Source organism: Confluentibacter lentus (genome assembly GCF_002806995.1).
Taxonomy (GTDB): Bacteria; Bacteroidota; Bacteroidia; order Flavobacteriales; family Flavobacteriaceae; genus Confluentibacter; species Confluentibacter lentus.
Genome location: NZ_NIHE01000003.1, coordinates 373,031 through 398,473, shown reverse-complemented (window position 1 = coordinate 398,473; position 25,443 = coordinate 373,031). Strand labels below are relative to the sequence as shown.

Sequence of the window (25,443 nt, the reverse complement as noted above, 5' to 3'; positions counted from 1 at the left end):
GTACTATAATGTTCTGCGTTATGTAACTTGAGCTTTGGTTAAAAGCGAAAGTTTATTACATTATTTTTCTTTATTTTTTTCTTGACAAATAATACACATCCACATGCCTAAGCAAAAAGGGCTTATAAAACTAAAAGGCACGCTTAATGGGGTAAGCTATTACCAACTTAATGGCGTAGATATTTCCCGTAGGGCTGTCGGGCCTTCCCAAGAGCGCATCCAAACAGACCCCGCATTTGTAAATGTAAAGCATAACAACCAAGAGTTTGGTGGTGCTTCCAACCTCTCAAAAACCATCCGCCAAGGCTTGGGAGAAACAGCTAAAACATTTAAAGACAGTTATATGGCAAGTCGTTTAACCGCCGTTTGCAGTAAAATAATTCAAAAGGGGAGTGGTACACACGGTCAAAGAGAAGCCCATATAAATAACAATCCAGAAGCCCTTATAGGTTTTCAGTTAAACAACAATCAACCGTTTAATCAAATATTTACAGTAAAACCAAGGGTTACAAGCCATAATAACCGCAATAATATCACCATAACTATCCCAAAAATTTCAGAAAAACACCTTATAAAAGCCCCTAAAAATGCCACACATGTGCAGTTTACGGCAGCGCTGTGTATGGTATCCAAAACGCAATGGCAATCACAGCACCAAAGCTACCAACCAGTATGCCCAGAATACCATGGTTTAGGCATAAGCCAACAAACCGTACCATTATTATGTAAAATAGAACATACAAACATTCAAATACAATTGGAAACACAGCTTACAAACCAGAATCCAACAAGCATAGCCATCACTGTGTGGTTAGGCATCCAATTTCTGAGGTTGCAGGATACACAATGCATACCCGTGCCATCTGTCAAAGCCATGCAATGCATTGCGGTGCTTTAATCCATGAAACAACCAGCTCTTATATAGGGTTCACCCGTAGTTATCCCATGGCTACGCTATGGGAACCCTTGGGGAACTTCATGTAAACTGTTGCTGTTATTTAGATATTATAAATTTGATTGTCTGCAAAGTATCATAAAACTTCAAAGTGTGTCGTTTTGTCCCAATAGCTATCGGGATATTTCAGAATCTTATATTGTTGAAAACCTGCTTCATATAAAGATACTGAAATAACAACCCATAATGCATGTATTTATAAATTCAACTACGAAGCCACAATCAGCTTGAACATAATTGCAAACGATATAAGTCTAAGGACGTTATATCTGCAATTATGTCAAATAGCGCAAAAAAGCGCTATTCCACTAATTGATATATTTATAAATTCAACTACGAAGCCACAATCAGCTTGAACATAATTGCAAACGATATAAGTCTAAGGACGTTATATCTGCAATTATGTCAAATAGCGCAAAAATGCGCTATTCCACTAATTGATATTAATTGTACTATAATTTATATTATGTAAAATAGAATGTTTGAATCAGTCTATCTGTAACCAAAAAATAGCCTCTCCCATCAATTTTTATGCAGCATGTAAAAAAGCAACATAAAATAAGGCCTTAAAAATTACTTTGAATTTAAATTTATTGTATATTCGATTTATCAAACCAACCCACTAAACTTTATTTGATATTTGAGGCTCGAAATCATATGTTTCGAGCCTTTTTATTTATGTGGTTTTGCGTATTAAAAGTTTGTTAATAAAGGATTCATAAACTATAAAGAACCTATCTTAAATACTATCTTTGCAGCTCAATTTAGGTGTCCCAAGTGATGAAACCAAAAGAAAAAGCAAAAGCAAAGCCCAATACAGGAAAATCTCGCTCAGAATTATTGCATCAGTATTACCAATATACTGGTTTTTACTCGTTTGTATGGAAAAGCGTTTTAAAAGCGCTACCCTATATCCTTATTTTAGTGGCTGCTGTATTTGTGTTCAACCATTTTTTCAGCATCAACGACATCTTGGTGCGTATGACGGAAACACTTCCTGTTTGGGGTGTTTTGAGTGTGTTTTTTACTTCAGAAACCTTATTGGGCTTGGTGCCACCGGAAATTTTTATTGCCTGGGCGGCAAAAATGGACTCGCCTTGGTTGTTTCTGACCTATTTAGGGTTTATATCTTATTTCGGGGGACTATTATCCTATTGGATTGGCATTGCCATTACCAAAATACCAGCGGTACACAATTATTTAGAAGTTAAAATGGCGAAGCAGCTTAAAAATTCTAAAAAATGGGGCGGCTTTTTAATTGTAGTGGGTGCTTTGCTCCCCTTACCTTTCTCCATATCGTGTATGGCGGCTGGCATTATAAACTATCCTTTTAAAGGCGTGATTTTATTTGGGTCGTTACGGTTATTACGGTTTGCCATTTATGGACTCATTCTGTTTCAAGTGTTTTAAGAATAATAAATAACTAATAAAGAATAATTAATAAATTCCTATGTTTTCATTACTAAATATCTTTCGTGTTGTTGCCTTTTTAGAAGGTGTATCTTATATCTTATTACTGTTTATTGCTACGCCTATTAAATATTTTGGCAATGATCCGCAATATGTTAAATTATTGGGCATGCCCCATGGATTGTTGTTTATAAGCTACGTTGTTTTGGCCATCATGCTGAAGGGCGAATTAAAATGGACTTCGAAACAATTCGCCATCATTTTGTTGGCGTCTATCATTCCGTTTGGAACGTTTTATGTTGAAAAGGCTTATTTAAAACATCAAAATAATGGATAGCATTAAACATCTAGTTTATAATTACTTAAAAGAACTAGGTTTAACGGATACTTTAGTTATTAATCTAAACATGTTGGCGCTAGCCTTGTTGCTAATACTGTTGGTTTTTATTATTGATTTTGTAATTAGAAAACTCTTAATACAAGCATTCATTCAGTTTGCAAAGCACTCTAAAACCAATTTTGATGATTTATTAATCAGCAATAAAGTTCCCAGAAATGTGGCACATATTGTACCCTTATTAATTGCTTTAGAGTTTGTTCCGATCGTATTTTTTGATTTTCCTGCGTTTGAAACTTTTTTTGAGCGTGCCTTAAAAGTGTTTGCCATTGTATTGACATTATGGATTGTTAGAAGCCTGTTACATACATTAAAGGATTATTTTAAAACCCTTCCCAATTTAAAGGATAAGCCCATTGATAGTTACATTCAGGTATTTATGATCTTTGTTTGGGTGGTTGGCATATTTTCTGCTATTGCTTTAATTACACGCATTCCCTTCTTAAATTTTATAACGGGATTAGGTGCTGCTTCTGCTGTTATTATCTTGATTTTTAAAGATACTATATTGGGTTTTGTGGCTAGTATTCAAGTATCCATCAACGATATGGTTCGTATAGGAGACTGGATTACCTTTGAAAAATATGGTGCCGATGGTGATGTAATTGAAATTAATCTAGCAACTGTTAAAGTCCAGAATTTCGATAAAACCATTACCACCATACCAACCTATGCCCTTATTTCCGATTCGTTTAAAAATTGGCGAGGAATGACGACTTCGGATGGAAGGCGTATAAAAAGGGCATTGTATATTAAGCAAAGTGGTGTTAAATATTTGTCGGATGATGATGTTAACAGACTAAAGAACATTCAGCTTTTAACTTCTTATTTAGAAAGCCGACAAGCAGATATCAAAAATTACAACACACAAAACGATATTAATAAAGAGCTCCTTTTAAATGGTAGGAACCTCACTAACATTGGGGTTTTTAGAAAATATATTGACGTGTACCTTAAAAACCATTCGGCGATTAATAAGGATATGATGATTATGGCCCGCCAATTGGCACCAACCACACAAGGCATTCCCATGGAAATTTATGCGTTTAGTAGTGACAAGCGATGGGAAAACTACGAATATATCATGTCTGATATTTTTGATCACCTGATTGCAGCGCTTCCCTATTTTGATTTGGAGGTTTTTGAGTTGCCTAGCGGCACGCGATTTGACTTTATTGCCAGTAAATAAAATTGTATCGAGAACCTTCGTTAAATGAGCTTCTCGATACAATTTTCTCATGCTTCGAAAACCACTCGAAGTGACATTTAGGGTTATAATATTAATTTTAGTCAGCCTGTCAGTTCGAGTGAAATACGGAAACACGAAGTATTTTGTATCGAGAACTTTTACGAGTTGATTGCATTTCGACTGTGTTCAATTTGACAATATATAAACAAAAAGGTGACTCAAAATGAGTCACCTTTTTGTTTATAATAAAATCGTTTTAATTAGATGTTAGCGGCTAACCAGTCACCAACTTCTTTCGTGCCATAAGCTTTTCCGCCATCGGCTAAATCTTCAGTAACGATACCTTCAGCCAAAGCTTTATTAACAGCATTACGAATAGCAGCACCTTCTTCTTGCAAATCAAAAGCCATTTCAAACATCATAGCAGCCGATAATACCGTGGCCATTGGGTTGGCAATATTCAATCCTGTTGCTTGTGGATACGACCCGTGTATAGGTTCAAACAATTGGTTTTCAGTTCCTACGGATGCAGAAGGCATTAATCCCATAGAACCAGAAATCACAGACGCTTCATCCGTTAAAATATCTCCAAACAAGTTTTCAGTGATCAATACATCATAGCTATTTGGCCATTGTACCAAGCGCATCGCAACGGCATCCACAAATTCATAAGACACCTTCACCTCTGGATAATCTTTCTCCATAGCTTGAACGGTTTCCCTCCACAAACGAGACGTTTCCAAAACATTGGCTTTATCTACACAACATAGTTTTTTATTTCTAGACATCGCCAATTCAAAGCCTTTTTTAGCCAAACGTTGTACCTCTTCCCTTGTGTAAACACAATTATCGAAAGCCGTTTCACCGCCATCTCTTCTGCCTTTTTCGCCAAAATAAATACCACCGGTCAATTCGCGCAAAATCACCAAATCGGTACCTTCAATACGTTCTCTTTTTAAAGGCGATTTATCAATCAATGATGGAAATACAAAGGTTGGACGTACATTGGCAAACAACCCTAAAGCTTTACGCATTTTAAGCAAGCCTTGCTCTGGTCTTACTTTAGCGGATGGGTCGTTATCGTATTTTGGGTGACCAATGGCACCGAACAAAACGGCATCGGCATTTTTACATATCTCGTGCGTAGCATCTGGATAAGGTTCTCCAACGGCATCAATGGCAGCAGCACCTGTTAAGGCCGGTTTCCAAGTAATTTCATGTCCGAATTTTTTAGCAACCGCATCACTTACTTTTACTGCTTGTTCAATAACTTCTGGTCCAATACCATCTCCAGCTAATAAGGCAATGTTTAATTTCATTTTTTATCTGTTTAATCTTTTAATTTATAATTCTTTATGTGCGTTTCCCAAGGGTCTGGCTTTTCACTTAAAATGTTTAATATTCACGATTTCAAATGTATCAAAATAAAATCCATGGGCAATCCTTAATGCAAAACCATACTACAGCTTCTGTCTTCGGTCTTCCGTCTTAATTAATAATAATATTCAACATTTTTTCGGTGGCTTTTATTGCGGAAACCGTTTGATCGGAGTCTAAGCCACGTGTTTTAAATTCTTTATCTGGGCTTTTCCAAGTAATGATGGTTTCGCACAAGGCATCTGAATGACTTCCGGGCGGTATTCGAACGGCATAATCTATCAAATCTGGCAATACTAATTTTTTCTTTCTGAAAATGCTTCTTATGGCATTCATAAAGGCATCAAATTGACCGTCACCTTGCGCATTTTCCTCAAAGGTTTTGCCTTCAATCGTGATGGAAATACTTGTAGATGGCCTTAAACCCTTTGCATGCGTCAGCACATAAGAATCTACTTTTATTTTTTCTTCATAAGAATGGCTATCCAACACATCAGAAATGATATAAGGCAAATCCTCTTTGGTAACCACTTCTTTTTTGTCGCCCAATTCAATGATGCGTTGGGTGACTTTTTTTAAATCCTCATCCTTAAGCTGCAAGCCTAATTCCTGCAAATTCTTTTGTATATTGGCTTTACCAGACGCTTTTCCCAGCGCATATTGTCTGGTTCTGCCAAAACGTTCAGGCATTAAATTACTAAAATAAAGATTCTTTTTATTATCGCCATCAGCATGAATACCAGCAGTTTGCGTAAATACGTTGGCACCAATTACGGGTTTATTTGCTGGAATCATAATTCCAGAAAAAGTCTCCACTAATTTGCTAACAGTATATAATACTTTTTCATTAACACCTACTTTTAAATTGGGCATAAAATCGTTAATGACAGCAATGGTACTTCCCATAGGCGCATTTCCGGCGCGTTCGCCCATCCCATTTATAGTTAAATGCAATCCGTCCGCTCCCGCTTTTAAAGCTTCCACTACGTTTGCTACACCAAAATCATAATCGTTGTGCGCATGGAAGTCGAAATGCAAATGCGGATATTTGGTTTTAATGACTGAAATGAACTCATAAGATTCCCAAGGTGTTAAAATACCTAAGGTATCTGGAAGCATGATACGCTCCACTGGTTGTGTGGAAATAAACTCCAAATACTCAAAAACATAATCTTTGGAATTACGCATACCATTGCTCCAATCTTCTAAATACACATTGGTTTTTATGCCTTTCTGTGTAGCCATAAAAATAGCTTCTGAAATTTCTTTAAAGTGCTGACTAGGAGTCTTTTTTAATTGATAAGTTAAATGATTTAATGAACCTTTGGTAAGTAGATTTTGCACCTTGGCTCCTGCTTCCAACATCCAATTGATGGACACTCCATTATCAACAAATGTTAAGACTTCAACCTTGTCCAAATAACCGTTAGAACTTGCCCAATTGGTGATGGCTTTAACAGCTTGAAATTCACCTTCGGATACTCTAGCAGATGCAATTTCAATACGATCTACCTTTAGCTCTTCCAGTAAAAGCTTGGCAATGGTCAGTTTTTCAGAAGCAGAAAACGACACGCCCGAGGTTTGTTCACCATCGCGCAATGTCGTATCCATTATTTCAATTTTTTTGAAGGTCATTTAGAGCAATAGTCCATTAGCAAATGATTCTATCTCCGATTTCATGCTTTGTAAATAATCAATATCATCGAAACCATTCAACATATTGTCTTTTTTATAACTGTTGATTTCAAAAGATTCTTTTGCCCCAGTTGAAAGAATGGTTATGGTTTGTTCTGGAAGATTTACTTCTATTTGCGTATTTGGGTCGCTATAAATAGCGTTGAAAATTTGCTCAGAGAATTCAGGACTGACTTGAACGGGCAATACACCAACGTTCAAACAGTTATTCCTGAAGATATCAGCAAAAAAACTTGATACCACACAACGGAACCCATAATCGTAAACCGCCCAAGCAGCGTGCTCTCTTGAAGAACCAGAGCCAAAGTTTTTGCCTCCGACTAGAATTTTGCCACTGTAAATAGGATTGTTTAATATGAAGTCTGCTTTTGGAGAGCCATCATTATTATATCTCCAGTCACGGAATAAATTATCGCCAAAACCTTCACGTTTTGTTGCTTTTAAGAAACGAGCTGGTATGATTTGATCGGTATCCACATTTTCCAATGGTAATGGAACCGCTGTACTTGTTAGTATATTAAATTTATCGTATGCCATGTTTTTGATTGCTTTAGGCTTTAAGCTTTAGGCTTTAAGCCGATAATTATTTTTTTTTGCCAGAGCATAAAGCCTATGGCTTATTGCTTTTTTTATAATAAATCCCTAGGGTCTGTAACCACGCCAGTAACCGCAGCGGCAGCAGCCACTAACGGACTTGCCAATAGAGTTCTAGAACCTGGGCCTTGACGACCTTCAAAGTTTCTATTAGAAGTACTTACCGCGTATTTTCCAGCGGGCACTTTATCATCATTCATCGCTAAACATGCTGAGCAACCAGGTTGTCTCAATACAAATCCAGCTTCATTGATGATATCTAAAATACCTTCTTCCTTGATTAAGGCTTCTACTTCATGAGAACCAGGCACTAACCAAGCTGTTACGTTATCTGCTTTTTTACGTCCTTTTACAATAGATGCAAACGCTCTAAAATCTTCAATACGACCATTGGTACAACTTCCTAAAAACACATAATCGACTTTTTTACCAATCATTTGGTCGTTTTCGTGGTAACCCATATAGTCTAAAGACTTTTTGTATGTTGCCACGCCACCTTCAACCGCTTCAGCATTAGGTATGTTTTTGGAAATACCCATACCCATACCCGGATTGGTTCCATAGGTAATCATTGGTTCAATATCACTAGCAGAAAACGTTAATTCTTTGTCAAATGTCGCATCTGCATCCGTTTTTAAGGTTTTCCAATGCGCCACGGCTTTATTCCACGCCTCACCTTTCAGTGATAATGGTTTATCTTTTAGATAAGCAAACGTTGTTTCATCTGGAGCAATCATACCACCACGCGCACCCATCTCGATAGATAAGTTACAAACAGTCATACGACCTTCCATAGTCATATTTTCAAATACATCACCAGCATATTCAACAAAGTAACCAGTTGCGCCAGACGTTGTTAATTGGGAAATGATGTATAATGCCACATCTTTAGGTGTCACACCCTTTCCTAATTGCCCATTGATGTTAATGCGCATTTTTTTAGGTTTTGGCTGCATGATGCATTGCGTAGAAAGTACCATCTCCACTTCAGACGTACCAATTCCAAAAGCAATGGCACCAAAAGCACCGTGCGTAGAAGTATGTGAATCGCCGCAAACAATAGTCGCTCCCGGAAATGTAATACCGTTTTCAGGTCCTACCACGTGTACAATACCATTTTTTTGATGACCCAATCCCCAATGGCTAATGCCATATTCGTTTGAGTTATCCTCTAACGCTTTTAATTGATTCGCTGATAAAGGATCTTCAACTGGTAAATGTTGGTTAATGGTTGGCGTATTATGGTCGGCGGTAGCAAATGTACGCTCTGGATATAATACTTTTAGACCTCTACTTTTCAGTCCAAGAAACGCCACAGGGCTGGTTACTTCGTGTATAAAGTGTCTATCAATGAAGAATACATCTGGACCACCTTCAATCTTTCTTACAACATGTGAATCCCACACCTTATCAAACAATGTTTTACTCATAATAATATTTCATTTAGTCTTATAGCTTCATTACTATTTTAACAGATATAGTTTAAGCTATTTTGGACAGCAAATTTACGAAAAACTCTATTTTATTGAAGACTTTTAAAACTATTAGATTGATTTTATTATATTTTTATAAAATAACCAATAGATACGAAATATTTTATATTAAATGCAATAGAATATGAGAATCCCTTATAAGTTTTAAACTTACTTATTACAAAATAACGGCAAGTAATAAGGTTGATGCGGATAGATTCTATGCTTATTGGTTTTATGATGGAAAATGAAGCTCAAAAATCACGGTATCATGAAGCTAATAAGGGTCTGGCTTTTGGTTTGGACTTTAGAGTTATTGGCTTTTAAATCCGTGTCAAAAAGATGGTTTATGTTGTTTCCTGCTAAATCTTCCAAACGGTTTTCAACGACTATGGTATATGTTCCTGATTTCCATGCTTGGTTGGGATGGAAAAGGAGCTCATGTTCTTTATTAGCTAATGAAAACGTACCAGCTATGTTGCTTTTTTCTGGATCAAAAACAGTGAAGCTTTCCAACGCTAAAAAATAATCCAATGCTTCATTAAAATGAATGGTTAAAGGTTCATCAGAATCTTTTTTTGGAGGTTTAATCGTCCAATTTTTAGTATTTGGTTTTTCACTATCCCTACTGCCAACAATAAGTGTTTTGGTATGCGTCTTGTTCAGGGTTTGACCTTGGGCATCTTTCCAATTAGGATTAATCGTAATGGTATAATTATGATCTTTTTGTATTGGTAAGCCTAATTCTTTATTGGGAATTAAATCCGTTTTAACCCGACCGGGATCTAACCAAAGTGTTAATACATTGTGTTCTTTATTCCAAAGCTCCGATTGTAATTCTAAAAACACCGTAACTTCTTTGTTAGACGTATTATCAAAAACGTTTATATAATCTAAGGAATTCCCAAGTTCCTGCATGGGGTTTGAAAATACTAAATACATTTTAAGCAAATTCTCCGGCACTGCATCTGATGTTGGATAGATAGCTAGTAATTCTGTTGAAGTCATTATGTTATCTGGCCCAATCTTAAAAACATATACCGCTTCTACTTTATTCTTTATCTTATAGGTTTGTCCGACCGTGAAAGGCAAAACAGGGGTAAAAGTAATAGTATCGCCCACGTTCGACCAATCCCCCAAAATGGGAATATCTGGTTGATTTTCTAGAACGATGCTTAAATCCTCTAATGTACTACTTGTAGATTTAAAAGAAATACGTTCTCTGCTATTTGTTTCTATATTAATGATAGAAGTTTTGTCTTCTTTTGCCTCTTTACAATTAAAAAATAACAACACACAAAAAAAGACCAAGCAAATCTTGATCTTTTTTAGGTATGTAAAGGCACTTTTTTTATTCATTAAATTGAACTGCTTTTCAATACCAATGTGCCATCAGCTGTTTTTTGAAGATAAGCAATATTTTTAGCATCTAAATTGTCCAATTGTACAACATCTTTCATATCGGCTAAAGCTTCAAAGGTAATGCCATCAGTTCCTTCAACTTTTTCGGTTAGGGATTCTTTTGTGGATGCAATGGACTCAAAATCAAATTTCACTGTCGAATGTCTGGTATTGGCCATTAGCACATAAGATTTACCATCTTTTTCCATAGCAATCATATCCAATGGTGTATTTCCAGCACCAATTTCGGCTATGGTTCTACCTTTTACATGGTTGGTGCCTTTTAATTCATCCATAGGGAACAATACCAAAGGCGTGCAGGTATAACTAGCCAATAAGTACTCTTTTTTATCGATATTAACGACATCAAATGTTTTAATGGGTGAATAGGTTTCGTAACGGCCATGTGCTGCATGGTACATTTCTAAGGACGCATAATCTTGATTATTTGTAAACGGGAACGGCATACTTCTAAAAGTAGAACTGAATTCTTTGTTTGATAAACCAGAGACCATAACTCGTCCATTGTGATATTTTAAATCGGAGATAGCCCAAACCCTTTGGTCTCTACCTCTATCATCTTTTTTGTCTTCCACAGCATCAACTAATCCGATTTTGGAGTAGCTTATGTTCTTTAAAGAAACATTCTCGAACTTGCCGTCTTTTAATGTCATTAATAAAGGCGTACCATCTGCACTATTCACTGAAAAATAAATAGCTTTTGAAATGGGGTTGACTGCCATATCCGTAATTTTGATATTTTCGGCACTAGTACCCAAAGAGGCGGCCAGATTAGTATCAAAGTTTGTCATGTTTACTTCTGATACGTTCTTAGTTTTCGTATCTTTTGTATCCAACGCATAAATTGTTGCATTTTTAGAATCCCCTAAAAACAAGATGCCTTCTGGGCCAAAGCTAATCGCATTTATGGATGCCACTTCAGGATTGCCTGTAACAAAATTTGAAGTTAGAGTGCTGTTTGGTTTATTCATGTAAGAAAGCAAGGTAACAGCTAGTCCTACACCAATGATACTGAATACAATTTTTTTCATGACGGATTTATTTTTAGTTTCTTTAAATTTATCATAAAAACTACTTCTATTTAACTAATTAACAAAGGATTAACGATACTTTAACAAAAGTAAAATTTTAATTATCAATAAATTCCATCAAGCCAAAACGGTTTGGTGGATGTACATCTAATTCCACATCATAGGTTGGGAATAATGTGGATGTAGAACGAAACTTGTCATCGACTAAATTTCTATCCTGCCTTACAGCCTGAAAAGCCCATTTTTTTCCTGCCAAATCGCGTGTGCTAAATCCACGAAAGGCTGATAGCGGAATTGTATATTCCATGGTCCAGCACTTGTCTGTGTCTGTATCATCATTTATAGTTCCATCATAAGTTACGCCTACTTCATAATTTGGATCGTAAGTAGGAATGAAAACACTTCTATTATTGTGAAATTGCCATAGCACAATATAATCGTACTTCACTTTAGGAATATTGACCTCAAAGCCAAAATGCATATTTAAACTATCTGGAATTGGGAGACAGAAAAACTCGGCACAGTCATCTAGATAGGTACGCCCATCGTGTTGTGTTTCACGAGCGGTTAGTGATGAATCCTCAAATTCATAAAAAAGATATAGGTTTTTATCATCCCAAAGCATCCTGAATTTCGTTTTTTGTTCATCGGCTGGTTTATCACGTCTAAAAAAGTAGTCAAATGTTCTTATTTCAGCATTTTTCCAGCTTGGTTCATCCATTTTTCCATCAGCAATAATGGAGTCTTTCGTTTTAGCAACCTTATAAATGGGTTGTTCCCCTAAAACCAATTCTTTTTGGATTTGGGAAAAAACAAAAATGGAATTAAATAGAAACGCGAATACTATAATCTTTTTACCATGAAATTGATATAAAAAATTGATTTTCTTCATTGGTTTTAAAATAAGGTATCACCACCCTCACCAGGAATTTTGAGTGAATAACCAAGTTCAGCATTCAATTTTTTAATAAAATAGGCCGAAAGCAAAGGAGATTCTTTTTCAATATTTTGATGGATGAAAAAATCGACTTCCTTGATACCTTGGGCTTTCCAATCTTTTAAACGTTCTATCCAATCATCCAAACGATTGTAATCAGTGGCATGATTAGCTCCTACATATCTAATAAACGCGGTTGCATTGGTTAATCGCATGTGCAATAAATCACGTCTTCCAGCCGTATCTACAATGACATTTGATATATTGTTGGTTTCTAAAAGTTGGTACAATTCATTAGCCACTGCCGTATCGTTGTACCATTTTGTATGCCTGAATTCCACTGCCAATGGAATCTCTTTTGGCCAGGATTCTACAAATGTTACGACCCTATCAAAATCCTTTGGAGCGAAATTATCATGCATCTGTAAAAATACCGTGCCTAATTTTTCCTTTAGATTGGAGGCATTGTACAAATAATTTTCAACCACATCTTTGGTGTCTTGCAAGCGTTTAAAATGGCTTATTTCCTGATTCAGTTTTGGAAAAAACTTAAAACCCTTTGGTGTTTTTTCATACCAATTAGCAAACTGTTCCGCAGGAAAAATTCTGTAAAATGTCGCGTTCAATTCTATGGAATTAAATTGCCTGGAATAATACTCCAACTCATCTTTAGTGCCTTTAGGATAAAATCCTTTTAAATCGGCTTTGTTCCATTTGGCACAGCCCACATACATTTCTGGAATGTTATCATCTTTGAATGCGTTTAGCACCCTTTTTGTTTCGGGATGATCTGGAGGTAACGTAAAGTCTATGTTTTCAGGATTATCTGTGCTTCCAAATTTCATTTTGTTGTATTTTTTGTAATAGGATTTAAATATAAAAATAATAATTGTTAATAACCTCGTTGACAATTAATAAGTTCATTCACTTTTTAAAGGTTCATAAATCTATAATTTTATTAAAACTCTTAAAAACCATGGACTCCAGACAACACAGTTTAAGCAGTATTCGTCCCGAAATATCTTCGGCCTCCATTAACGAACAAATGAGTAGTGACGAACGTTTTCAAAACTTAGTATTACGACCTATTACCAAACTTCAAAATGATTTATTGGTAGCTGTTTTTAAAAATTATATAGAAAAGCATAAATGTGTATTTTATGGATTATCTTTGGAAAAGCGTTTAGATTATATAGAAAATGCTATTACAAAAGACATGAAATTTCGTAACTCTCTGAAAGGTATTATTATAGGTCTGTTTACGGTAGAAGAATATTCGATTTATATCCAGAATTCTTCCGCATTAAATAAGCGCATGATGCACATTGTAAAAGAACGCCTGATCAGTAATATACTCCTTTTTGAGAAACCCGAAGTGCTAAAAGCCGTTTAATTTTTAATGACTACAAAACAGAGACTATTGCAAAAGTGTAATGAATACGTTGATAAACGGATTGCAGATTACAAAAATGAAATTCAATTAATTAAAGAATCAATTGCTAGTAATGACCAAGGAAACTCAGAAGACGACGATTCCGGAAATGGTAAATTATTTAATGATCTTGAAAAAAACATGGAGCATCTTAATGATGCCACAAAAACCAAAGAGCATTTAAAACTCATAAAAACCAATATTGATTCTACAGACGCCATATTGGGCAGTATTGTAAAAACCGATATTATGAATTTTTATATTTCTACAAGTATTGGCAAGATAGAGATTGATGATGAAACGTATTTTGCCATTTCATTAAATTCCCCAATCGGACAATTATTAAAGAACAAATGTGAAAAGGATGTTTTTGAATTCAATCAAAAAAAATATCGTATTACCGAGGTTATATAATAGAAACGCCATTTAAATCCGTAGTAAGCAATTCGCTCATATAATTAAAATATGGGCGAATTGCTTTAAATGAGCTATCAACATCACTTAAAAAATCTGGACTTAAAACCTGTTCATCTGTGTATTTTTTAATAAAGATGTATTGTTTCTTTTTTATTAGGTCAATCGCTTTATGCTCTTTATCAAAGCCTTTGGGTGCTGATTTTACTTCATCACCAACAAAATTCCCCCAAATTGATTTGAATTTTTTGTCACTTATTATGTTACGGATTTCTTGATCGTCCATTTCAAATTCTTTTCTTATGCGTAGCAAATCTGCTGGTGCCGGTTCCCAAAATCCTGTTGCTATAAAACTTTCATTATTTGGTTGGATATGAAGATAATAGCCTCCTCTTAAATGTGGCTTAGTTCTATGGAATGAGCCCCCAAAATGAGTTTTATAAGGCACTTTGTTTTTTGAAAAGCGCACATCTCTGTAAATTCGGAACATTTTTAATCCATCTACGTCATCATGGATTTTTAAGTTATTTAAAACAGTATTATAAACTTTTTTTGCGTTAGTTTCAATTTTTTTGAATGCAGATTTGTGCTCATTAAACCAATCTCGATTATTATTCTGTTCTAAATTTTTAAAAAATTCTAAAGTATCTTTTGAAATAGATGGAAGCATATAATTAAGACTTATAAATAAGTTTCTAAAATACAAAAAAGTCCTTATTTGTATAAGGACTTTTAAGGCACTATTTAAATTTATCTAACCATATTTTTAAAATCTACTTTTTAAGGTACGTTTTAACTTCAACTTGTTTGGTAGATTTGTTATAATATTCGGTAACAAAATTTCCATTTTGGTCAAAATAACCAATACCAGATTGTGATGCCCCATCTACAATGAAATAACCTTTCAAACTAGTAGGCCAAGATTTTCCTATAATGTTTTGGGGTTGATTGTCTCCTTTAGAATGAGATATTTGAAACCCTTGTTCGCTTGGTGAAAAAACATAATTTCCATCGTCCATTTTGTAATAAGTCTCACTAGTTAAAATGCTATACTTATCACTGGCATCATTGTCTACATAAGTCTTTTTTTCGACCTTAGTAGTTCCAGGCACACGATCTTGATTGGTTTTGTTTTTATCTTTTTCATCTAACTCAACATCGGAGGTTTCTCGGGTAACTACTTTTACTTTGTTTTCAGTTGTTTTTTCGTTGTCTTTAACTTTCACGGTTTTAACTTCAACTTCTTCTTTTACTTCTTTTGGCTTTTGTTGCGCAAAAACAGTTCCAGCAAACAACAATAAACAGATATAAATTACATGTTTCATCTTTAAAATTTTTAATTATTAATATGGGGTAAAAGTAATTTAAGTAAAGACCAACTGTGTTACAAAGTTTTATAGATTAGTTGTATAATTCGCACCTAAATATGTTTAAGTATTGAATTATAGTTAGTTATAAAACATGCTTAACTCAGTCGAACTCTATATTGTTAAGAATAAGTCCTGAAGCAGGTGCTATATAATCCATTTTGATTGTACTTTCTGGGAGCAAACTGTTTTTAATATCCTCTAAGGACTTGTTCCCTTTCCCCAAATCTATCAACGTTCCCATCATCAAACGTATTTGGTTACGCATAAACCCTTTGCCCCTAACCCTTAATATATAAGTCCTCTTAGGAAAATAATTAGCTGCGTAAATGGTATTTTCCACCAGTTCACAAGTTAAAATCTCTCGATTGTAAATACCATTATCGGTCGCCCGAAAGCAATATGATTTAAAAAAATGTTTGCCCTCAAAAAGTTTGGCGCCCTGTTTCATGAGGTCAATATCTAAATCTTCAAGAATCGTCGTCATAATTGGTGCACAAAATGGATGGCATTTTTCACCGTAGGTAAACAAATAAATGTATTCCTTGATTTTGGAATGTTTGATGATGTTGAATTTTTTATCTACTTCCTTGATGGTCAAGGCACGAATATCCTGTGGTAAGTTATGGTTGAACAATTCTAAGAAAGCATCTAAATCTTTGATAGGTTCCTCCAAAAATAGCTCAAAAGCGGCGCATTCCGCAGAAACCATGGCATCGGTCCTCCCCGACCCTAAACTTTTGAAAGGTTTTCCTTCTAAAATAAAATTCAAGGTCCTATCGACCATTAAATGCAAGGTTTTTACGCTGGGTTGCTTTTGCCAACCGTGAAATCGGTAGCCTAAATACTGAATGGTAATTAAATAAAAATACTGCTTCATTAAATTCTATATCGAAGTGGTAAAATAAGTTATTTTATAAATTGTGGCAAAAAAATTATAAATTGTATAACTTTTTTATTCAACCAACTAATTAAAAACGGACTATTATGACAAATTACAAAGTTAAACCACCTGTTTGGTTTTGGATTGTGAGCGTAATTGCTCTATTATGGAACATCATGGGCGTTGACCAATATTTAGGGCAAGCCTATAAAACGGATCGTTGGCGTTCGGCAATGACAGAAGAGCAATTAGAGATGGTTTCTAATCTTCCTGGATGGCTAACAGGTGCCTTCGCCATTGCTGTGTTTTCCGCTCTTTTAGCCTCTATCGGACTATTATTGAGAAAAAGATGGGCATATTATTTGTTTATCATTTCATTAATAGCTGTGATTGTTCAAATGGGATATGTCTTAGCTCAAGGGTATTTTGATGGTATTGCCATGACTATTAGCATTATTGCCTTTGCCATATTTTTAGTTTGGTTTTCTAAAAAATCAATCTCAAAAGACTGGATAATATAGTTTTACTTAAAAAGGCATTAATTTATTTAATGCCTTTTTCTTTTTTATTAATTACCTGTGACTACTTTTTCAAGGGATAAAAAGCACAAGGATTTCTCTAATCATTTTTAGTTGGATTTAGCCATTTCCAATGCTTTTGTTGTAGTATAATATTTTGTAATCATATTTGGAATTTCCCATTCTGGTATATTTCCTTTAGTAAGATATTCAATAAACTTTTCTGTCACTTGGGAAAAATGGGCTTCATGGCCGTTTTTATAGGATTCAGGTATAACAACTTCCCAGCCTAATGGGGTTGATCTTAACGAAATTCCAGGATACTTTTTTTCCAACTTTTTAAATTCTTCTATAACATTCATAAGGTAAGCTGGAGAGAGTTCTCTAATTTCTATATATAATGTCGGTTTAAAGTTTTGTTCTTTACCTTGTTTGATTGTTAGTTCGGCCTTTGTGCCTCGCATCTTAGAATAATGAGTGTCTGTGGTGCCTTCAGGTGCCATGTAATTCCATTTAACAGATACTTTAGCATGAATATCTTTTAACTTATAGTTAATTTCTCCATTACAAAACACAGCCAAGATAGAATCATTTACGATGGCGTTTTGTAAGTAATCAGGAAAATCGTCAAGCTTAGTAATAGCTTCAAACTCTGATTTAGAGATATGTGTGGGGGTTCTTGTTGCGGAATTAATGCTCACATCTTCTTCATGTAAAATTTGGTCAGGAAAACATTGCCATTGAATTAAATCAACCAAATGTGTTGTAACATCAACAATACCCTCACCTTGTTGTTCGACATCAAAAAACCAAGGTGGACGCGTTAAAATGTTTCCAGAAACGTATTTATAAAAATGGTGAACACTCTCTTTTGTTATGGCAGGATGCTCTGGCGATCCTTTTTCGAGTTCGCCAAAAATCGCTTTATTCATGGATAATTCCCTTTGCAAAATTGAAGTAATTTCATAACGCTCGGTCATAATATCATATAAAAACACATTCTTTTGTTCAGCCAATTGAAAGGTTTCCTTTAATAACTTAAAATCATCCACATTAATAGCCATGGGCTTATCAGCAAGAACATTTAAACCATTAAGTACAGATTTATTGATGTATTCTGTTTTCTTGCGATTGTTTCCTGATAAAACAACGACATTTCCTTTTTTTTCAGACAACATTTTTTCAAAAAAATCATCACCTTCGTACAAAATGGTATTCCAATTTGTTGGGTTTTCTTTACGCAAGTTAAATCCTCCTATTCTATTTAAATGAAAAGTAACATCATCACCTTTTGGAGCATAGATATGGACTGTTGAATCAACTTCTGGATAATTATTTTTTTGAACCAAAGCCGCATGAAAATGGCCAGGATCAATGGTGATAAATTGAATTTTTTTCTGTGAAATTTTTTTTGTTTCTGTTTTACAAGCCACCATTAAAGCTAAAGTTATGGTTAGATATAAAAATGGTTTAATACTCATACTATTCATATTTTACAGCATATTTTTCACGTTGTAGTCTTGAGAGCATGGAATTTGCCTCATCATCATTTTTAAATTGTTCGGTTTCTGGATTCCAATATAATTTTCTGTTTAGTTTCATTGCCATATGATGGATTAAGCATGCAGAACAGGAACGATGGGCTGCTTCAACAGGAGCTATAGGCTCTTTGCGCGATTTAATGCTATCGATCCAATTTCTGTGATGATTTTCACTAACAGGCAAATGAATTTCATTAGCTCCAATTTGGGACGTTATAATTTTTGGATCACTTGCATCCAATGGCTTTACCCCATTAGAATCAGCTACAGGGTCGCTTGCAGTAACACGATAATCACCTCTAGTTACGAATATCCAGCCCTCTGTTCCTTCAAACTTAACACCATTAGGCAATTCATTCGACACAACCATTTCAACACCATTAGCATATTTTGCGTAAGTAGTAAAAATGCCGTGAACATCCCACAAGCCTGATTTTGGAAATTCTGCACTTCCCCAAACTTCAATAGGGCCCGTATATTCTGTGTTCATGCCCCAATGGGCAGAGTCGATATGGTGTGAGCCCCAGCCCGTAATCATACCCGCACCAAATTGTTCACAGCGTAACCAACCCGGACGACCATAGTTTGATTGTGGGTGGACACGTTTTTCGGTGTAATAGACCTCAGGTGTGGCTCCTAACCACATATCATAATTCAAATTTTCTGGAATTGGCATTTCGAGTTCTTCATTGCCACTGGGATCACCCGGCAACCCAACATATACTTTCTTAAGGTCTCCTATCCTCCCATTTCTTACCAATTCAGCCGCATAACGGAATTGAGGTGAAGAACGCTGTTGACTGCCAATTTGAAAAATTCTATCTGTTTTTCTAACTTCATCGCTTAAATAACGCCCCTCTTTAATAGTTAGTGAAACTGGTTTTTGCATAAAAATATCTTTTCCTGCGCGTACCGCATCAACCCCTATTTTTGTATGCCAATGATCTGGTGTACTTATAATCACGGCGTCAATATCTTTATTAAGAAGTAATTCACGGTAATCGGTATACATATTTACACCGTTAAAAGGCTTGCCTGATTTTTCAGTATAATATTTTTCAACCAACGTCTTGGCATCCTTGGCCCGATTGGAGTCTAAATCACAAACAGCCAGTATTTGGACATCCTCATTTTGCCAAACCTCTGGCATGTCGTAAATTCTTGAAATCCGACCATTACCAATGGCGGCAATATTGATGCGGTTACTGGGTGCATTTTTACCAAACACGCTGGCTGGAACTATTGATGGAACACCAGATAACAATAAAGTTGCTGCTGATGCCTTTGAAGTTGTTTGGATAAACGATCTTCTTGAAATGTTTTTTTTCATGTCTATAGTCTAGTTTAGTTTTGGTTGTTATTGCTTCGTAAATTCTTCCCAAAATGTTTCTGCATGGGCTGGTGTAAATTCATCATCAAAAACAACCAATCGGTATTTTAAGGTATAGGTTTGGCCGGGCTCAAATACCCAGTCCTTGGTTTTTGTTGGTGAAAAATTTATAAATACAGAACCTTCGTGTTGACCAATGGGCCAAACCCTTACAGGTTCTGGATGATTGTAATTTTCAGGGTGTGAAAGCATTACAATACCCCCTTTATCATTTCCTAACTTGCCTTGATACAACATCCATTTGGCGGTAGTATTATCGGCGTCTTTACGAGTTTTACCTTCAGAAGTTATTATGCTACTATTGGCATCATTCCATTCTTCAGTAGCGCGCCAACCCAAACCTTGATAGCGGTACGCTAAAATTTCAAATTTACTATCCGTTGCACAGGTGTAATCAAACTGTAAATCAATAATATAATAATTATCTTTTGGGTGATGGACTTTTACGGTTTGAATCTCGTTTAATGCTACTTTATTTTTGTTGTTTTTTAAAACGACATGCTCATGTAGCATTTGGTATTTAGCAAAGGTGTCTGTTACATTCGTATTTATAAAACCAGCATGTCGAATAGTGGCTTGTTTACCTCCAATATTCCAAAAATCCAGTGTATCTCCTTCAAACAAGGTTTTTGTCCAAGGATTCCACATACCAAAATGGTGGTAGTGGTCTTTGGCATGGATACGCGTTAGCCTATGACCTTTTAAGGTGTTTATTGGATGAAAAAAACCACTACGTTTGAATGCTGGATCGACACCTTCTGGCGGATTTAAAACCTCATATTGATAACCAATAAGAGGTTGATTTTTATAGATAATGGATAATAATCCTTTATCTTTTATTACGGATAAACTTTTTTCATTTTGGGAATATGCTTGATATGAAAAAGCAAGCAAAACCATGAATATGGGAATAGATAATTTGGTTAATTGCATCAGTTTAAAGAATAGTTAGTTTCTCTAAAAATACAAATAAAATTAATTTATTTATTCAATCGTTCTTGTTTAAATAAGTTATGTGCGACTATTTTTCACTTATGCCTTCCTTTTAATTCTTCCACAATATCATTTAGTTTATAACCTTTAGCCTGCAAAAGAATTAAATAGTGAAATAACAAATCGGCTGATTCGTATAAGAATAAATCATCTTTATCATCCATGGCTTCAATAACGGTTTCAACTGCCTCCTCGCCTACTTTTTGAGCGATTTTATTAATCCCTCTTTTGAACAAAGAAGCCACGTAGGATGTCTCTAAATCCGCATTGTTTTTTCTGTTTTCAATAACTTGTTCAAGCTGCGATAAAAACCCATAAGTTTCAGCATTTGATTCGCCCCAGCAATTATCAGTTCCTTTGTGACATGTTGGTCCTATTGGATTTACTTGAATCAGAAGCGTATCACTATCACAATCGTTTTTTATATTCACGAGGTTTAAAAAGTTGCCACTTTCCTCGCCTTTTGTCCATAACCGATTTTTACTTCTACTGAAAAAAGTGACTTGCTTCGTTTCTAATGTTTTGCTATAAGCGGCTTCATTCATATAGCCCAACATCAACACGTTTTTTGTTGTGGCGTCTTGGATAATAGCTGGAATAAGTCCGTTTGTGTCGTATTTGATATTCATATACAATTTTTTAAATAAGATGCTGAAACAAGTTCAGCATTTCGGCTAAAGCCGTACTTCTATATTATTGTTTTTTAATGCTTTTTTTAATTTAGGAATCGGTATTTCACCAAAGTGAAATACACTGGCAGCCAAAGCTGCATCTGCTTTCCCTTCTTTAAAGGTATCAATAAAATGCTGAATATTTCCTGCACCTCCTGAAGCAATGATGGGGATATTCAACTCACTTGATAATTTAGCTAAGGCTTCATTAGCAAATCCATTCTTTGTGCCGTCATGATCCATGGATGTGAATAATATTTCACCGGCGCCGCGTTGTTCCACTTCTTTCGCCCATTCAAATAAATCGATATCTGTTGGGATACTACCTCCTGCTAAATGCACTTTCCAATTTCCATCAATTTGTTTAGCGTCAATAGCAACGACGATACACTGACTCCCGAATTTATTTGATAATTCATTTACCAATTCAGGCCGTTTTACCGCCGATGAATTAATAGAAACTTTATCAGCACCGCATTTCAATAAATCATTCACATGTTCTATTGACGAAATACCGCCACCGACCGTAAATGGAATGTTGACTTGCTCAGCAACGTGCAAAACCATATCCAAAGTTGTGGCTCTACCCTCTAAAGTAGCTGAAATATCCAAAAAAACCAATTCATCTGCACCAATATCTGCATATTGCTTTGCCAGTTCTACTGGGTCACCTGCATCACGTAAATCAATAAAATTGACGCCTTTTACGGTACGTCCGTTTTTAATATCCAAGCAGGGTATGATTCTCTTCGTTAACATTAATAAAAGTTAAAAGTTAAAAGTTAAAAGTTAAAAGTTATTGGCTTTTAAGTCTTAACAAGTAACTGGTTAAACAAAAGCTTCTAATTGTTTTAAACTGATTCTATTCTCATAAATAGCTTTTCCAATAATAACCCCTTCGCAACCCATATCTTTCAATTTTGGAAGCTCATCAAACTTTGAAATTCCCCCAGATGCAATAAGCCTAATGGATTGTCCGCTACTACTATTGGTGCATTCCTCAATAATATCTTTATACAAATCGTAAGATGGGCCTTCTAGCATGCCGTCTTTAGCAATATCAGTACAAATAACATACTTAATGCTCTTCTTTTGATAGTCTTTAATAAACGGAATCACATCATCTGAACTATTCTCTAGCCAACCGCTAATCGCTATTTTTCCATTATTACTATCGGCTCCTAAAATGATTTTTTCACCACCATATTTAGCAATCCAACCTTCAAAAGTCTTTGGATCTTTAACCGCAATACTGCCTCCAGTGATTTGTTTGGCACCAGAATTAAAAGCAATATGCAAATCCTCATTCGTTTTTAAGCCACCTCCAAAATCGATTTTCAATTTCGTTTTTGTTGAAATTTGCTCTAAAACCTTATAATTGACAATGTGATGCGCTTTGGCGCCATCTAAATCTACTAAATGTAAATATTCAATGCCAGCAGCTTCAAACATTTTTGCGACTTCCAAAGGGTTTTCATTATAAATCTTTTTGGTATCGTAATCCCCTTTGGTTAATCTAACGCATTTCCCGTCTATAATATCTATGGCTGGTATGATTCTCATTATTTATGGCTTTTGGCTTTTGGCTTTTGGCTATTAGTTTCCCAACATCTACAAACCATCAACTATAATTTTAAAAAATTGTTTAATATCTTTTCTCCAGCAATACTGCTTTTTTCTGGGTGGAATTGTACACCATAAAAGTTATCATGTTGCAATGCCGAAGCATAATTGATTCCGTAATCGGTTTTAGCAATGGTTTGGGTACAATGCTCCGCATAATAACTGTGAACCAAATACATATATGCTCCTTCCTTAATTCCAGAAAACAAATCCGACTTTAAATCCTTAATCACGTTCCAGCCCATTTGAGGTACTTTTACATTATTTGAAAACCTTTTGACATCTGTATCAAAAACACCCAATCCTTTGGTATTACCTTCTTCTGTAGACTTGCAAAGCAATTGCATACCCAAGCAAATACCCAAGACAGGTTGCTTTAATGTTGGAATCAAAATATCCAATCCACTTTCCTTTAACATGTCCATGGCTGTACTAGCTTCACCAACCCCTGGAAATATAATTTTATCGGCAGCTATAATTTCCTCAGAATTATTTGATAAAATTGCATCCACCCCAAGGCGTTTAAAAGCAAATTGGATGCTTTTTATGTTTCCTGCTCCGTAATTTATAATGATTAATTTCATTTTTTGTTGTTAGTTGTTGGTTATTAGTTGTTGGCAAAACCAACAACCAAAAACTATAAGCCATATACTATAGCATCCCTTTTGTGGAAGGCAAAATCATTTTTTCAATATCGCGTTTCACAGCCATTTTGATGGCCTTAGCGAAGGCTTTGAATATTGCTTCAATTTTATGGTGTTCATTTGTGCCTTCTGCTTTAATATTCAAGTTGCATTTGGCACCATCGGTGAACGATTTAAAGAAATGGTAAAACATTTCCGTTGGCATTTTGCCCACCATTTCACGTTTAAATTCAGCTTCCCAAACCAACCAATTTCTACCACCAAAATCAATAGCAGCTTGCGCTAAACAATCGTCCATCGGTAAACAAAATCCGTAACGCTCAATGCCCAATTTATTTCCTAAAACATTGTGGAACAATTCCCCTAAAGCAATGGCCGTATCTTCAATGGTGTGGTGTTCATCAACTTCCAAGTCGCCTTCTACTTTTATTGTTAAGTCCAATTGACCGTGACGCGCAATTTGGTCCAGCATATGATCAAAAAAAGCAATGCCTGTATCTATCTTGCTTTTGCCTGTTCCATCAAGATTCATTTGGATGGCAATTTTAGTTTCATTAGTGTTTCTAATAATGCCACCTGATCGATCATCAGCCTTTAAAAAACCATATATTTTGGACCAATCATTGGTTTCTAAAGCAATATAAGCATCCAATTCTTCGCGTTTTACGGTGATTTCATTGGTTCCCAAATGGGTATTATCGTTTATGTAAATACCTTTAGCTCCAAGATTTTTAGCCAATTCAACATCTGTTAGCCTATCTCCTATTACAAAAGAATTCTCTAAATCGTATGCTTCTGAAAAATATTTAGTCAGTAACCCAGTATTTGGTTTTCTTGTCGGTGCATTGTCCTTAGCAAACGTTCTATCAATAAACTGTTCAGAAAAAACAACTCCTTCATCCTCAAAACATTTAATGATGAAATTGTGAACAGGCCAAAAGTTGTTTTCAGGAAAAGAAGATGTACCCAAACCATCTTGATTGGTAATCATAACGATTTCATAATCCAGTTCCTTAGCGATTTTACCTAAATATTGAAATACTTTAGGGTAAAATTCCAATTTCTCGAAAGAGTCGATTTGCTCATCGCCTGGCTCTTTAATGATGGTGCCATCTCGGTCTATAAACAATACTTTTTTCATATAACTTTAGTTATATGTCCTGAATTTATTTCAGGACCTTTTTAATTTAATATTAATGTCTCTAATTTAGGATTGGTTTCTTTAACTAAATTCCATTTCCAGTCCTTATGCCAATTTTTTAATTGTTTTTCACGAGATTTAGCAACTTTCATTTCTTCAAATTCCTCATAATAAACTAAATCAACTACATTGTACTTTTTGGTAAATACCGCTCCTGTTCCTTTTTGGTGTTGGCTAATTCTTTTCTGCAAATTATCAGTATAGCCAATGTATAATACACTTCTATTTTTATTTGTTAATATGTAACAATAACATTTTTTCATTCATAATAATTCTTCTTTAATGAT

The 25,443-nt window shown here is 35.2% G+C and carries 27 protein-coding genes; 7 read left to right on the top strand and 20 right to left on the bottom strand.

Features of this window, described 5'->3' with window-relative positions; translation table 11 throughout:
- The first annotated feature begins 103 nt into the window (after positions 1-103).
- The 4 genes from CDH50_RS08615 (at position 104) to CDH50_RS08600 (ending at position 3,951) form a co-directional block, all read left to right on the top strand.
- The gene (locus CDH50_RS08615; RefSeq protein ID WP_100611603.1) at positions 104-898 is read left to right on the top strand and encodes a hypothetical protein; all 795 of its coding nucleotides are present in this window, start codon (positions 104-106) and stop codon (positions 896-898) included.
- 837 nt (positions 899-1,735) lie between these two features.
- A complete protein-coding gene (locus tag CDH50_RS08610; RefSeq protein ID WP_100611602.1) occupies positions 1,736-2,365 on the top strand; it encodes a YqaA family protein in 630 nt (209 codons plus the stop codon).
- Between the two features lie 40 nt (positions 2,366-2,405).
- A complete protein-coding gene (locus CDH50_RS08605) occupies positions 2,406-2,702 on the top strand; it encodes a DUF3817 domain-containing protein (RefSeq protein WP_100611601.1) in 297 nt (98 codons plus the stop codon).
- Entirely contained in the window at positions 2,695-3,951 is a 1,257-nt protein-coding gene (locus tag CDH50_RS08600) for a mechanosensitive ion channel family protein (protein WP_100611600.1), read from the top strand. Before CDH50_RS08605 ends, CDH50_RS08600 begins: the two co-directional genes overlap by 8 nt.
- Positions 3,952-4,211: 260 nt before the next feature.
- Here the strand turns inward: CDH50_RS08600 and leuB are convergent, their stop codons facing one another.
- From leuB to CDH50_RS08560, 8 genes are all read right to left on the bottom strand, one after another.
- On the bottom strand, positions 4,212-5,270 hold the full coding sequence (gene leuB / locus CDH50_RS08595; protein WP_100611599.1) for a 3-isopropylmalate dehydrogenase: 1,059 nt from the start codon (positions 5,268-5,270) through the stop codon (positions 4,212-4,214).
- Between the two features lie 169 nt (positions 5,271-5,439).
- Positions 5,440-6,963, bottom strand: coding sequence for an alpha-isopropylmalate synthase regulatory domain-containing protein (locus tag CDH50_RS08590; RefSeq protein ID WP_100611598.1), 1,524 nt, complete (start codon positions 6,961-6,963; stop codon positions 5,440-5,442).
- Complete coding sequence (gene leuD / locus CDH50_RS08585) at positions 6,964-7,560, bottom strand: 3-isopropylmalate dehydratase small subunit (RefSeq protein ID WP_100611593.1); 597 nt, start codon at positions 7,558-7,560, stop codon at positions 6,964-6,966. It abuts the gene before it with no gap.
- A gap of 92 nt (positions 7,561-7,652) precedes the next feature.
- Positions 7,653-9,047, bottom strand: a complete 1,395-nt coding sequence (gene leuC / locus CDH50_RS08580; RefSeq protein WP_100611592.1) for a 3-isopropylmalate dehydratase large subunit — start codon at positions 9,045-9,047, stop codon at positions 7,653-7,655.
- Positions 9,048-9,350: 303 nt separating this feature from the next.
- Positions 9,351-10,385 carry an Ig-like domain-containing protein gene (locus CDH50_RS08575; RefSeq protein WP_198513461.1) on the bottom strand — a complete coding sequence of 345 codons (1,035 nt, stop codon included), beginning with the start codon at positions 10,383-10,385 and terminating at the stop codon, positions 9,351-9,353.
- Positions 10,386-10,447: 62 nt separating this feature from the next.
- Positions 10,448-11,542, bottom strand: a complete 1,095-nt coding sequence (locus CDH50_RS08570) for a hypothetical protein (RefSeq protein WP_100611590.1) — start codon at positions 11,540-11,542, stop codon at positions 10,448-10,450.
- A 97-nt stretch (positions 11,543-11,639) separates the two neighbouring features.
- A complete protein-coding gene (locus CDH50_RS08565) occupies positions 11,640-12,434 on the bottom strand; it encodes a carbohydrate-binding family 9-like protein (RefSeq protein ID WP_100611589.1) in 795 nt (264 codons plus the stop codon).
- Positions 12,435-12,439: 5 nt separating this feature from the next.
- Positions 12,440-13,324 carry a DUF72 domain-containing protein gene (locus tag CDH50_RS08560; RefSeq protein WP_100611588.1) on the bottom strand — a complete coding sequence of 295 codons (885 nt, stop codon included), beginning with the start codon at positions 13,322-13,324 and terminating at the stop codon, positions 12,440-12,442.
- Between the two features lie 131 nt (positions 13,325-13,455).
- On the opposite strand from CDH50_RS08560, the gene CDH50_RS08555 reads away from it, so the two are divergent.
- Both CDH50_RS08555 and CDH50_RS08550 read left to right on the top strand, forming a co-directional pair.
- The gene (locus tag CDH50_RS08555; protein WP_100611743.1) at positions 13,456-13,872 is read left to right on the top strand and encodes a glyoxalase; all 417 of its coding nucleotides are present in this window, start codon (positions 13,456-13,458) and stop codon (positions 13,870-13,872) included.
- A gap of 27 nt (positions 13,873-13,899) precedes the next feature.
- Entirely contained in the window at positions 13,900-14,325 is a 426-nt protein-coding gene (locus CDH50_RS08550; RefSeq protein ID WP_157804955.1) for a hypothetical protein, read from the top strand.
- On the opposite strand, the gene CDH50_RS08545 is transcribed toward CDH50_RS08550, so the two are convergent.
- The 3 genes from CDH50_RS08545 to CDH50_RS08535 all read right to left on the bottom strand — a co-directional run bounded on the left by CDH50_RS08545 (position 14,318) and on the right by CDH50_RS08535 (position 16,572).
- Positions 14,318-14,995 (bottom strand): DUF2461 domain-containing protein, encoded by a 678-nt coding sequence (locus CDH50_RS08545; protein ID WP_100611586.1) that lies wholly within the window; start codon positions 14,993-14,995, stop codon positions 14,318-14,320. The two genes, CDH50_RS08550 and CDH50_RS08545, sit on opposite strands and share 8 nt — an antisense overlap.
- 103 nt (positions 14,996-15,098) lie before the next feature.
- Positions 15,099-15,650 (bottom strand): hypothetical protein, encoded by a 552-nt coding sequence (locus tag CDH50_RS08540; protein ID WP_100611585.1) that lies wholly within the window; start codon positions 15,648-15,650, stop codon positions 15,099-15,101.
- A gap of 145 nt (positions 15,651-15,795) precedes the next feature.
- Positions 15,796-16,572 carry a tRNA pseudouridine synthase A gene (locus tag CDH50_RS08535; RefSeq protein WP_100611584.1) on the bottom strand — a complete coding sequence of 259 codons (777 nt, stop codon included), beginning with the start codon at positions 16,570-16,572 and terminating at the stop codon, positions 15,796-15,798.
- A gap of 107 nt (positions 16,573-16,679) precedes the next feature.
- Between CDH50_RS08535 and CDH50_RS08530 the strand changes: the two genes are divergently transcribed.
- Entirely contained in the window at positions 16,680-17,096 is a 417-nt protein-coding gene (locus CDH50_RS08530) for a hypothetical protein (protein ID WP_100611583.1), read from the top strand.
- A gap of 107 nt (positions 17,097-17,203) precedes the next feature.
- On the opposite strand, the gene CDH50_RS08525 is transcribed toward CDH50_RS08530, so the two are convergent.
- The 9 genes from CDH50_RS08525 to CDH50_RS08485 form a co-directional block, all read right to left on the bottom strand.
- A complete protein-coding gene (locus CDH50_RS08525; protein ID WP_100611582.1) occupies positions 17,204-18,574 on the bottom strand; it encodes a putative oxidoreductase C-terminal domain-containing protein in 1,371 nt (456 codons plus the stop codon).
- 1 nt (position 18,575) lies between these two features.
- Positions 18,576-19,964, bottom strand: a complete 1,389-nt coding sequence (locus tag CDH50_RS08520; protein WP_100611581.1) for a Gfo/Idh/MocA family protein — start codon at positions 19,962-19,964, stop codon at positions 18,576-18,578.
- Between the two features lie 27 nt (positions 19,965-19,991).
- Complete coding sequence (locus CDH50_RS08515) at positions 19,992-20,957, bottom strand: DUF6807 domain-containing protein (protein ID WP_100611580.1); 966 nt, start codon at positions 20,955-20,957, stop codon at positions 19,992-19,994.
- Between the two features lie 95 nt (positions 20,958-21,052).
- Positions 21,053-21,646 (bottom strand): bifunctional phosphoribosyl-AMP cyclohydrolase/phosphoribosyl-ATP diphosphatase HisIE, encoded by a 594-nt coding sequence (gene hisIE, locus CDH50_RS08510; RefSeq protein WP_100611579.1) that lies wholly within the window; start codon positions 21,644-21,646, stop codon positions 21,053-21,055.
- Positions 21,647-21,691: 45 nt separating this feature from the next.
- The gene (gene hisF, locus CDH50_RS08505; protein WP_100611578.1) at positions 21,692-22,447 is read right to left on the bottom strand and encodes an imidazole glycerol phosphate synthase subunit HisF; all 756 of its coding nucleotides are present in this window, start codon (positions 22,445-22,447) and stop codon (positions 21,692-21,694) included.
- 69 nt (positions 22,448-22,516) lie between these two features.
- Positions 22,517-23,251: a 1-(5-phosphoribosyl)-5-[(5-phosphoribosylamino)methylideneamino]imidazole-4-carboxamide isomerase gene (gene hisA / locus CDH50_RS08500; protein ID WP_100611577.1), complete on the bottom strand. Its 735-nt coding sequence runs from the start codon at positions 23,249-23,251 to the stop codon at positions 22,517-22,519.
- Positions 23,252-23,313: 62 nt separating this feature from the next.
- On the bottom strand, positions 23,314-23,895 hold the full coding sequence (gene hisH, locus CDH50_RS08495; protein WP_100611576.1) for an imidazole glycerol phosphate synthase subunit HisH: 582 nt from the start codon (positions 23,893-23,895) through the stop codon (positions 23,314-23,316).
- Positions 23,896-23,962: 67 nt separating this feature from the next.
- Positions 23,963-25,096 (bottom strand): bifunctional histidinol-phosphatase/imidazoleglycerol-phosphate dehydratase HisB, encoded by a 1,134-nt coding sequence (hisB, locus tag CDH50_RS08490; protein WP_100611575.1) that lies wholly within the window; start codon positions 25,094-25,096, stop codon positions 23,963-23,965.
- 41 nt (positions 25,097-25,137) lie between these two features.
- Complete coding sequence (locus CDH50_RS08485) at positions 25,138-25,419, bottom strand: GIY-YIG nuclease family protein (RefSeq protein ID WP_100611574.1); 282 nt, start codon at positions 25,417-25,419, stop codon at positions 25,138-25,140.
- Between the last annotated feature and the right edge of the window lie 24 nt (positions 25,420-25,443).

Excerpts from the sequence above, each read along its gene's own strand:
- hisH (WP_100611576.1), bottom strand. The coding sequence starts at position 23,895 with ATGAAATTAATCATTATAAATTACGGAGCAGGAAACATAAAAAGCATC.
- CDH50_RS08570 (WP_100611590.1), bottom strand. The coding sequence starts at position 11,542 with ATGAAAAAAATTGTATTCAGTATCATTGGTGTAGGACTAGCTGTTACC.
- CDH50_RS08590 (WP_100611598.1), bottom strand. The coding sequence starts at position 6,963 with ATGACCTTCAAAAAAATTGAAATAATGGATACGACATTGCGCGATGGT.
- CDH50_RS08545 (WP_100611586.1), bottom strand. The coding sequence starts at position 14,995 with ATGCTTCCATCTATTTCAAAAGATACTTTAGAATTTTTTAAAAATTTA.
- CDH50_RS08605 (WP_100611601.1), top strand. The coding sequence starts at position 2,406 with ATGTTTTCATTACTAAATATCTTTCGTGTTGTTGCCTTTTTAGAAGGT.
- hisA (WP_100611577.1), bottom strand. The coding sequence starts at position 23,251 with ATGAGAATCATACCAGCCATAGATATTATAGACGGGAAATGCGTTAGA.
- CDH50_RS08535 (WP_100611584.1), bottom strand. The coding sequence starts at position 16,572 with ATGAAGCAGTATTTTTATTTAATTACCATTCAGTATTTAGGCTACCGA.
- leuC (WP_100611592.1), bottom strand. The coding sequence starts at position 9,047 with ATGAGTAAAACATTGTTTGATAAGGTGTGGGATTCACATGTTGTAAGA.
- leuD (WP_100611593.1), bottom strand. The coding sequence starts at position 7,560 with ATGGCATACGATAAATTTAATATACTAACAAGTACAGCGGTTCCATTA.
- hisB (WP_100611575.1), bottom strand. The coding sequence starts at position 25,096 with ATGAAAAAAGTATTGTTTATAGACCGAGATGGCACCATCATTAAAGAG.
- CDH50_RS08600 (WP_100611600.1), top strand. The coding sequence starts at position 2,695 with ATGGATAGCATTAAACATCTAGTTTATAATTACTTAAAAGAACTAGGT.
- CDH50_RS08520 (WP_100611581.1), bottom strand. The coding sequence starts at position 19,964 with ATGAAAAAAAACATTTCAAGAAGATCGTTTATCCAAACAACTTCAAAG.
- CDH50_RS08515 (WP_100611580.1), bottom strand. The coding sequence starts at position 20,957 with ATGCAATTAACCAAATTATCTATTCCCATATTCATGGTTTTGCTTGCT.
- CDH50_RS08540 (WP_100611585.1), bottom strand. The coding sequence starts at position 15,650 with ATGAAACATGTAATTTATATCTGTTTATTGTTGTTTGCTGGAACTGTT.
- CDH50_RS08530 (WP_100611583.1), top strand. The coding sequence starts at position 16,680 with ATGACAAATTACAAAGTTAAACCACCTGTTTGGTTTTGGATTGTGAGC.
- CDH50_RS08555 (WP_100611743.1), top strand. The coding sequence starts at position 13,456 with ATGGACTCCAGACAACACAGTTTAAGCAGTATTCGTCCCGAAATATCT.
- CDH50_RS08565 (WP_100611589.1), bottom strand. The coding sequence starts at position 12,434 with ATGAAGAAAATCAATTTTTTATATCAATTTCATGGTAAAAAGATTATA.
- hisIE (WP_100611579.1), bottom strand. The coding sequence starts at position 21,646 with ATGAATATCAAATACGACACAAACGGACTTATTCCAGCTATTATCCAA.
- CDH50_RS08615 (WP_100611603.1), top strand. The coding sequence starts at position 104 with ATGCCTAAGCAAAAAGGGCTTATAAAACTAAAAGGCACGCTTAATGGG.
- CDH50_RS08610 (WP_100611602.1), top strand. The coding sequence starts at position 1,736 with ATGAAACCAAAAGAAAAAGCAAAAGCAAAGCCCAATACAGGAAAATCT.
- CDH50_RS08485 (WP_100611574.1), bottom strand. The coding sequence starts at position 25,419 with ATGAAAAAATGTTATTGTTACATATTAACAAATAAAAATAGAAGTGTA.
- CDH50_RS08525 (WP_100611582.1), bottom strand. The coding sequence starts at position 18,574 with ATGAGTATTAAACCATTTTTATATCTAACCATAACTTTAGCTTTAATG.
- CDH50_RS08560 (WP_100611588.1), bottom strand. The coding sequence starts at position 13,324 with ATGAAATTTGGAAGCACAGATAATCCTGAAAACATAGACTTTACGTTA.
- hisF (WP_100611578.1), bottom strand. The coding sequence starts at position 22,447 with ATGTTAACGAAGAGAATCATACCCTGCTTGGATATTAAAAACGGACGT.
- leuB (WP_100611599.1), bottom strand. The coding sequence starts at position 5,270 with ATGAAATTAAACATTGCCTTATTAGCTGGAGATGGTATTGGACCAGAA.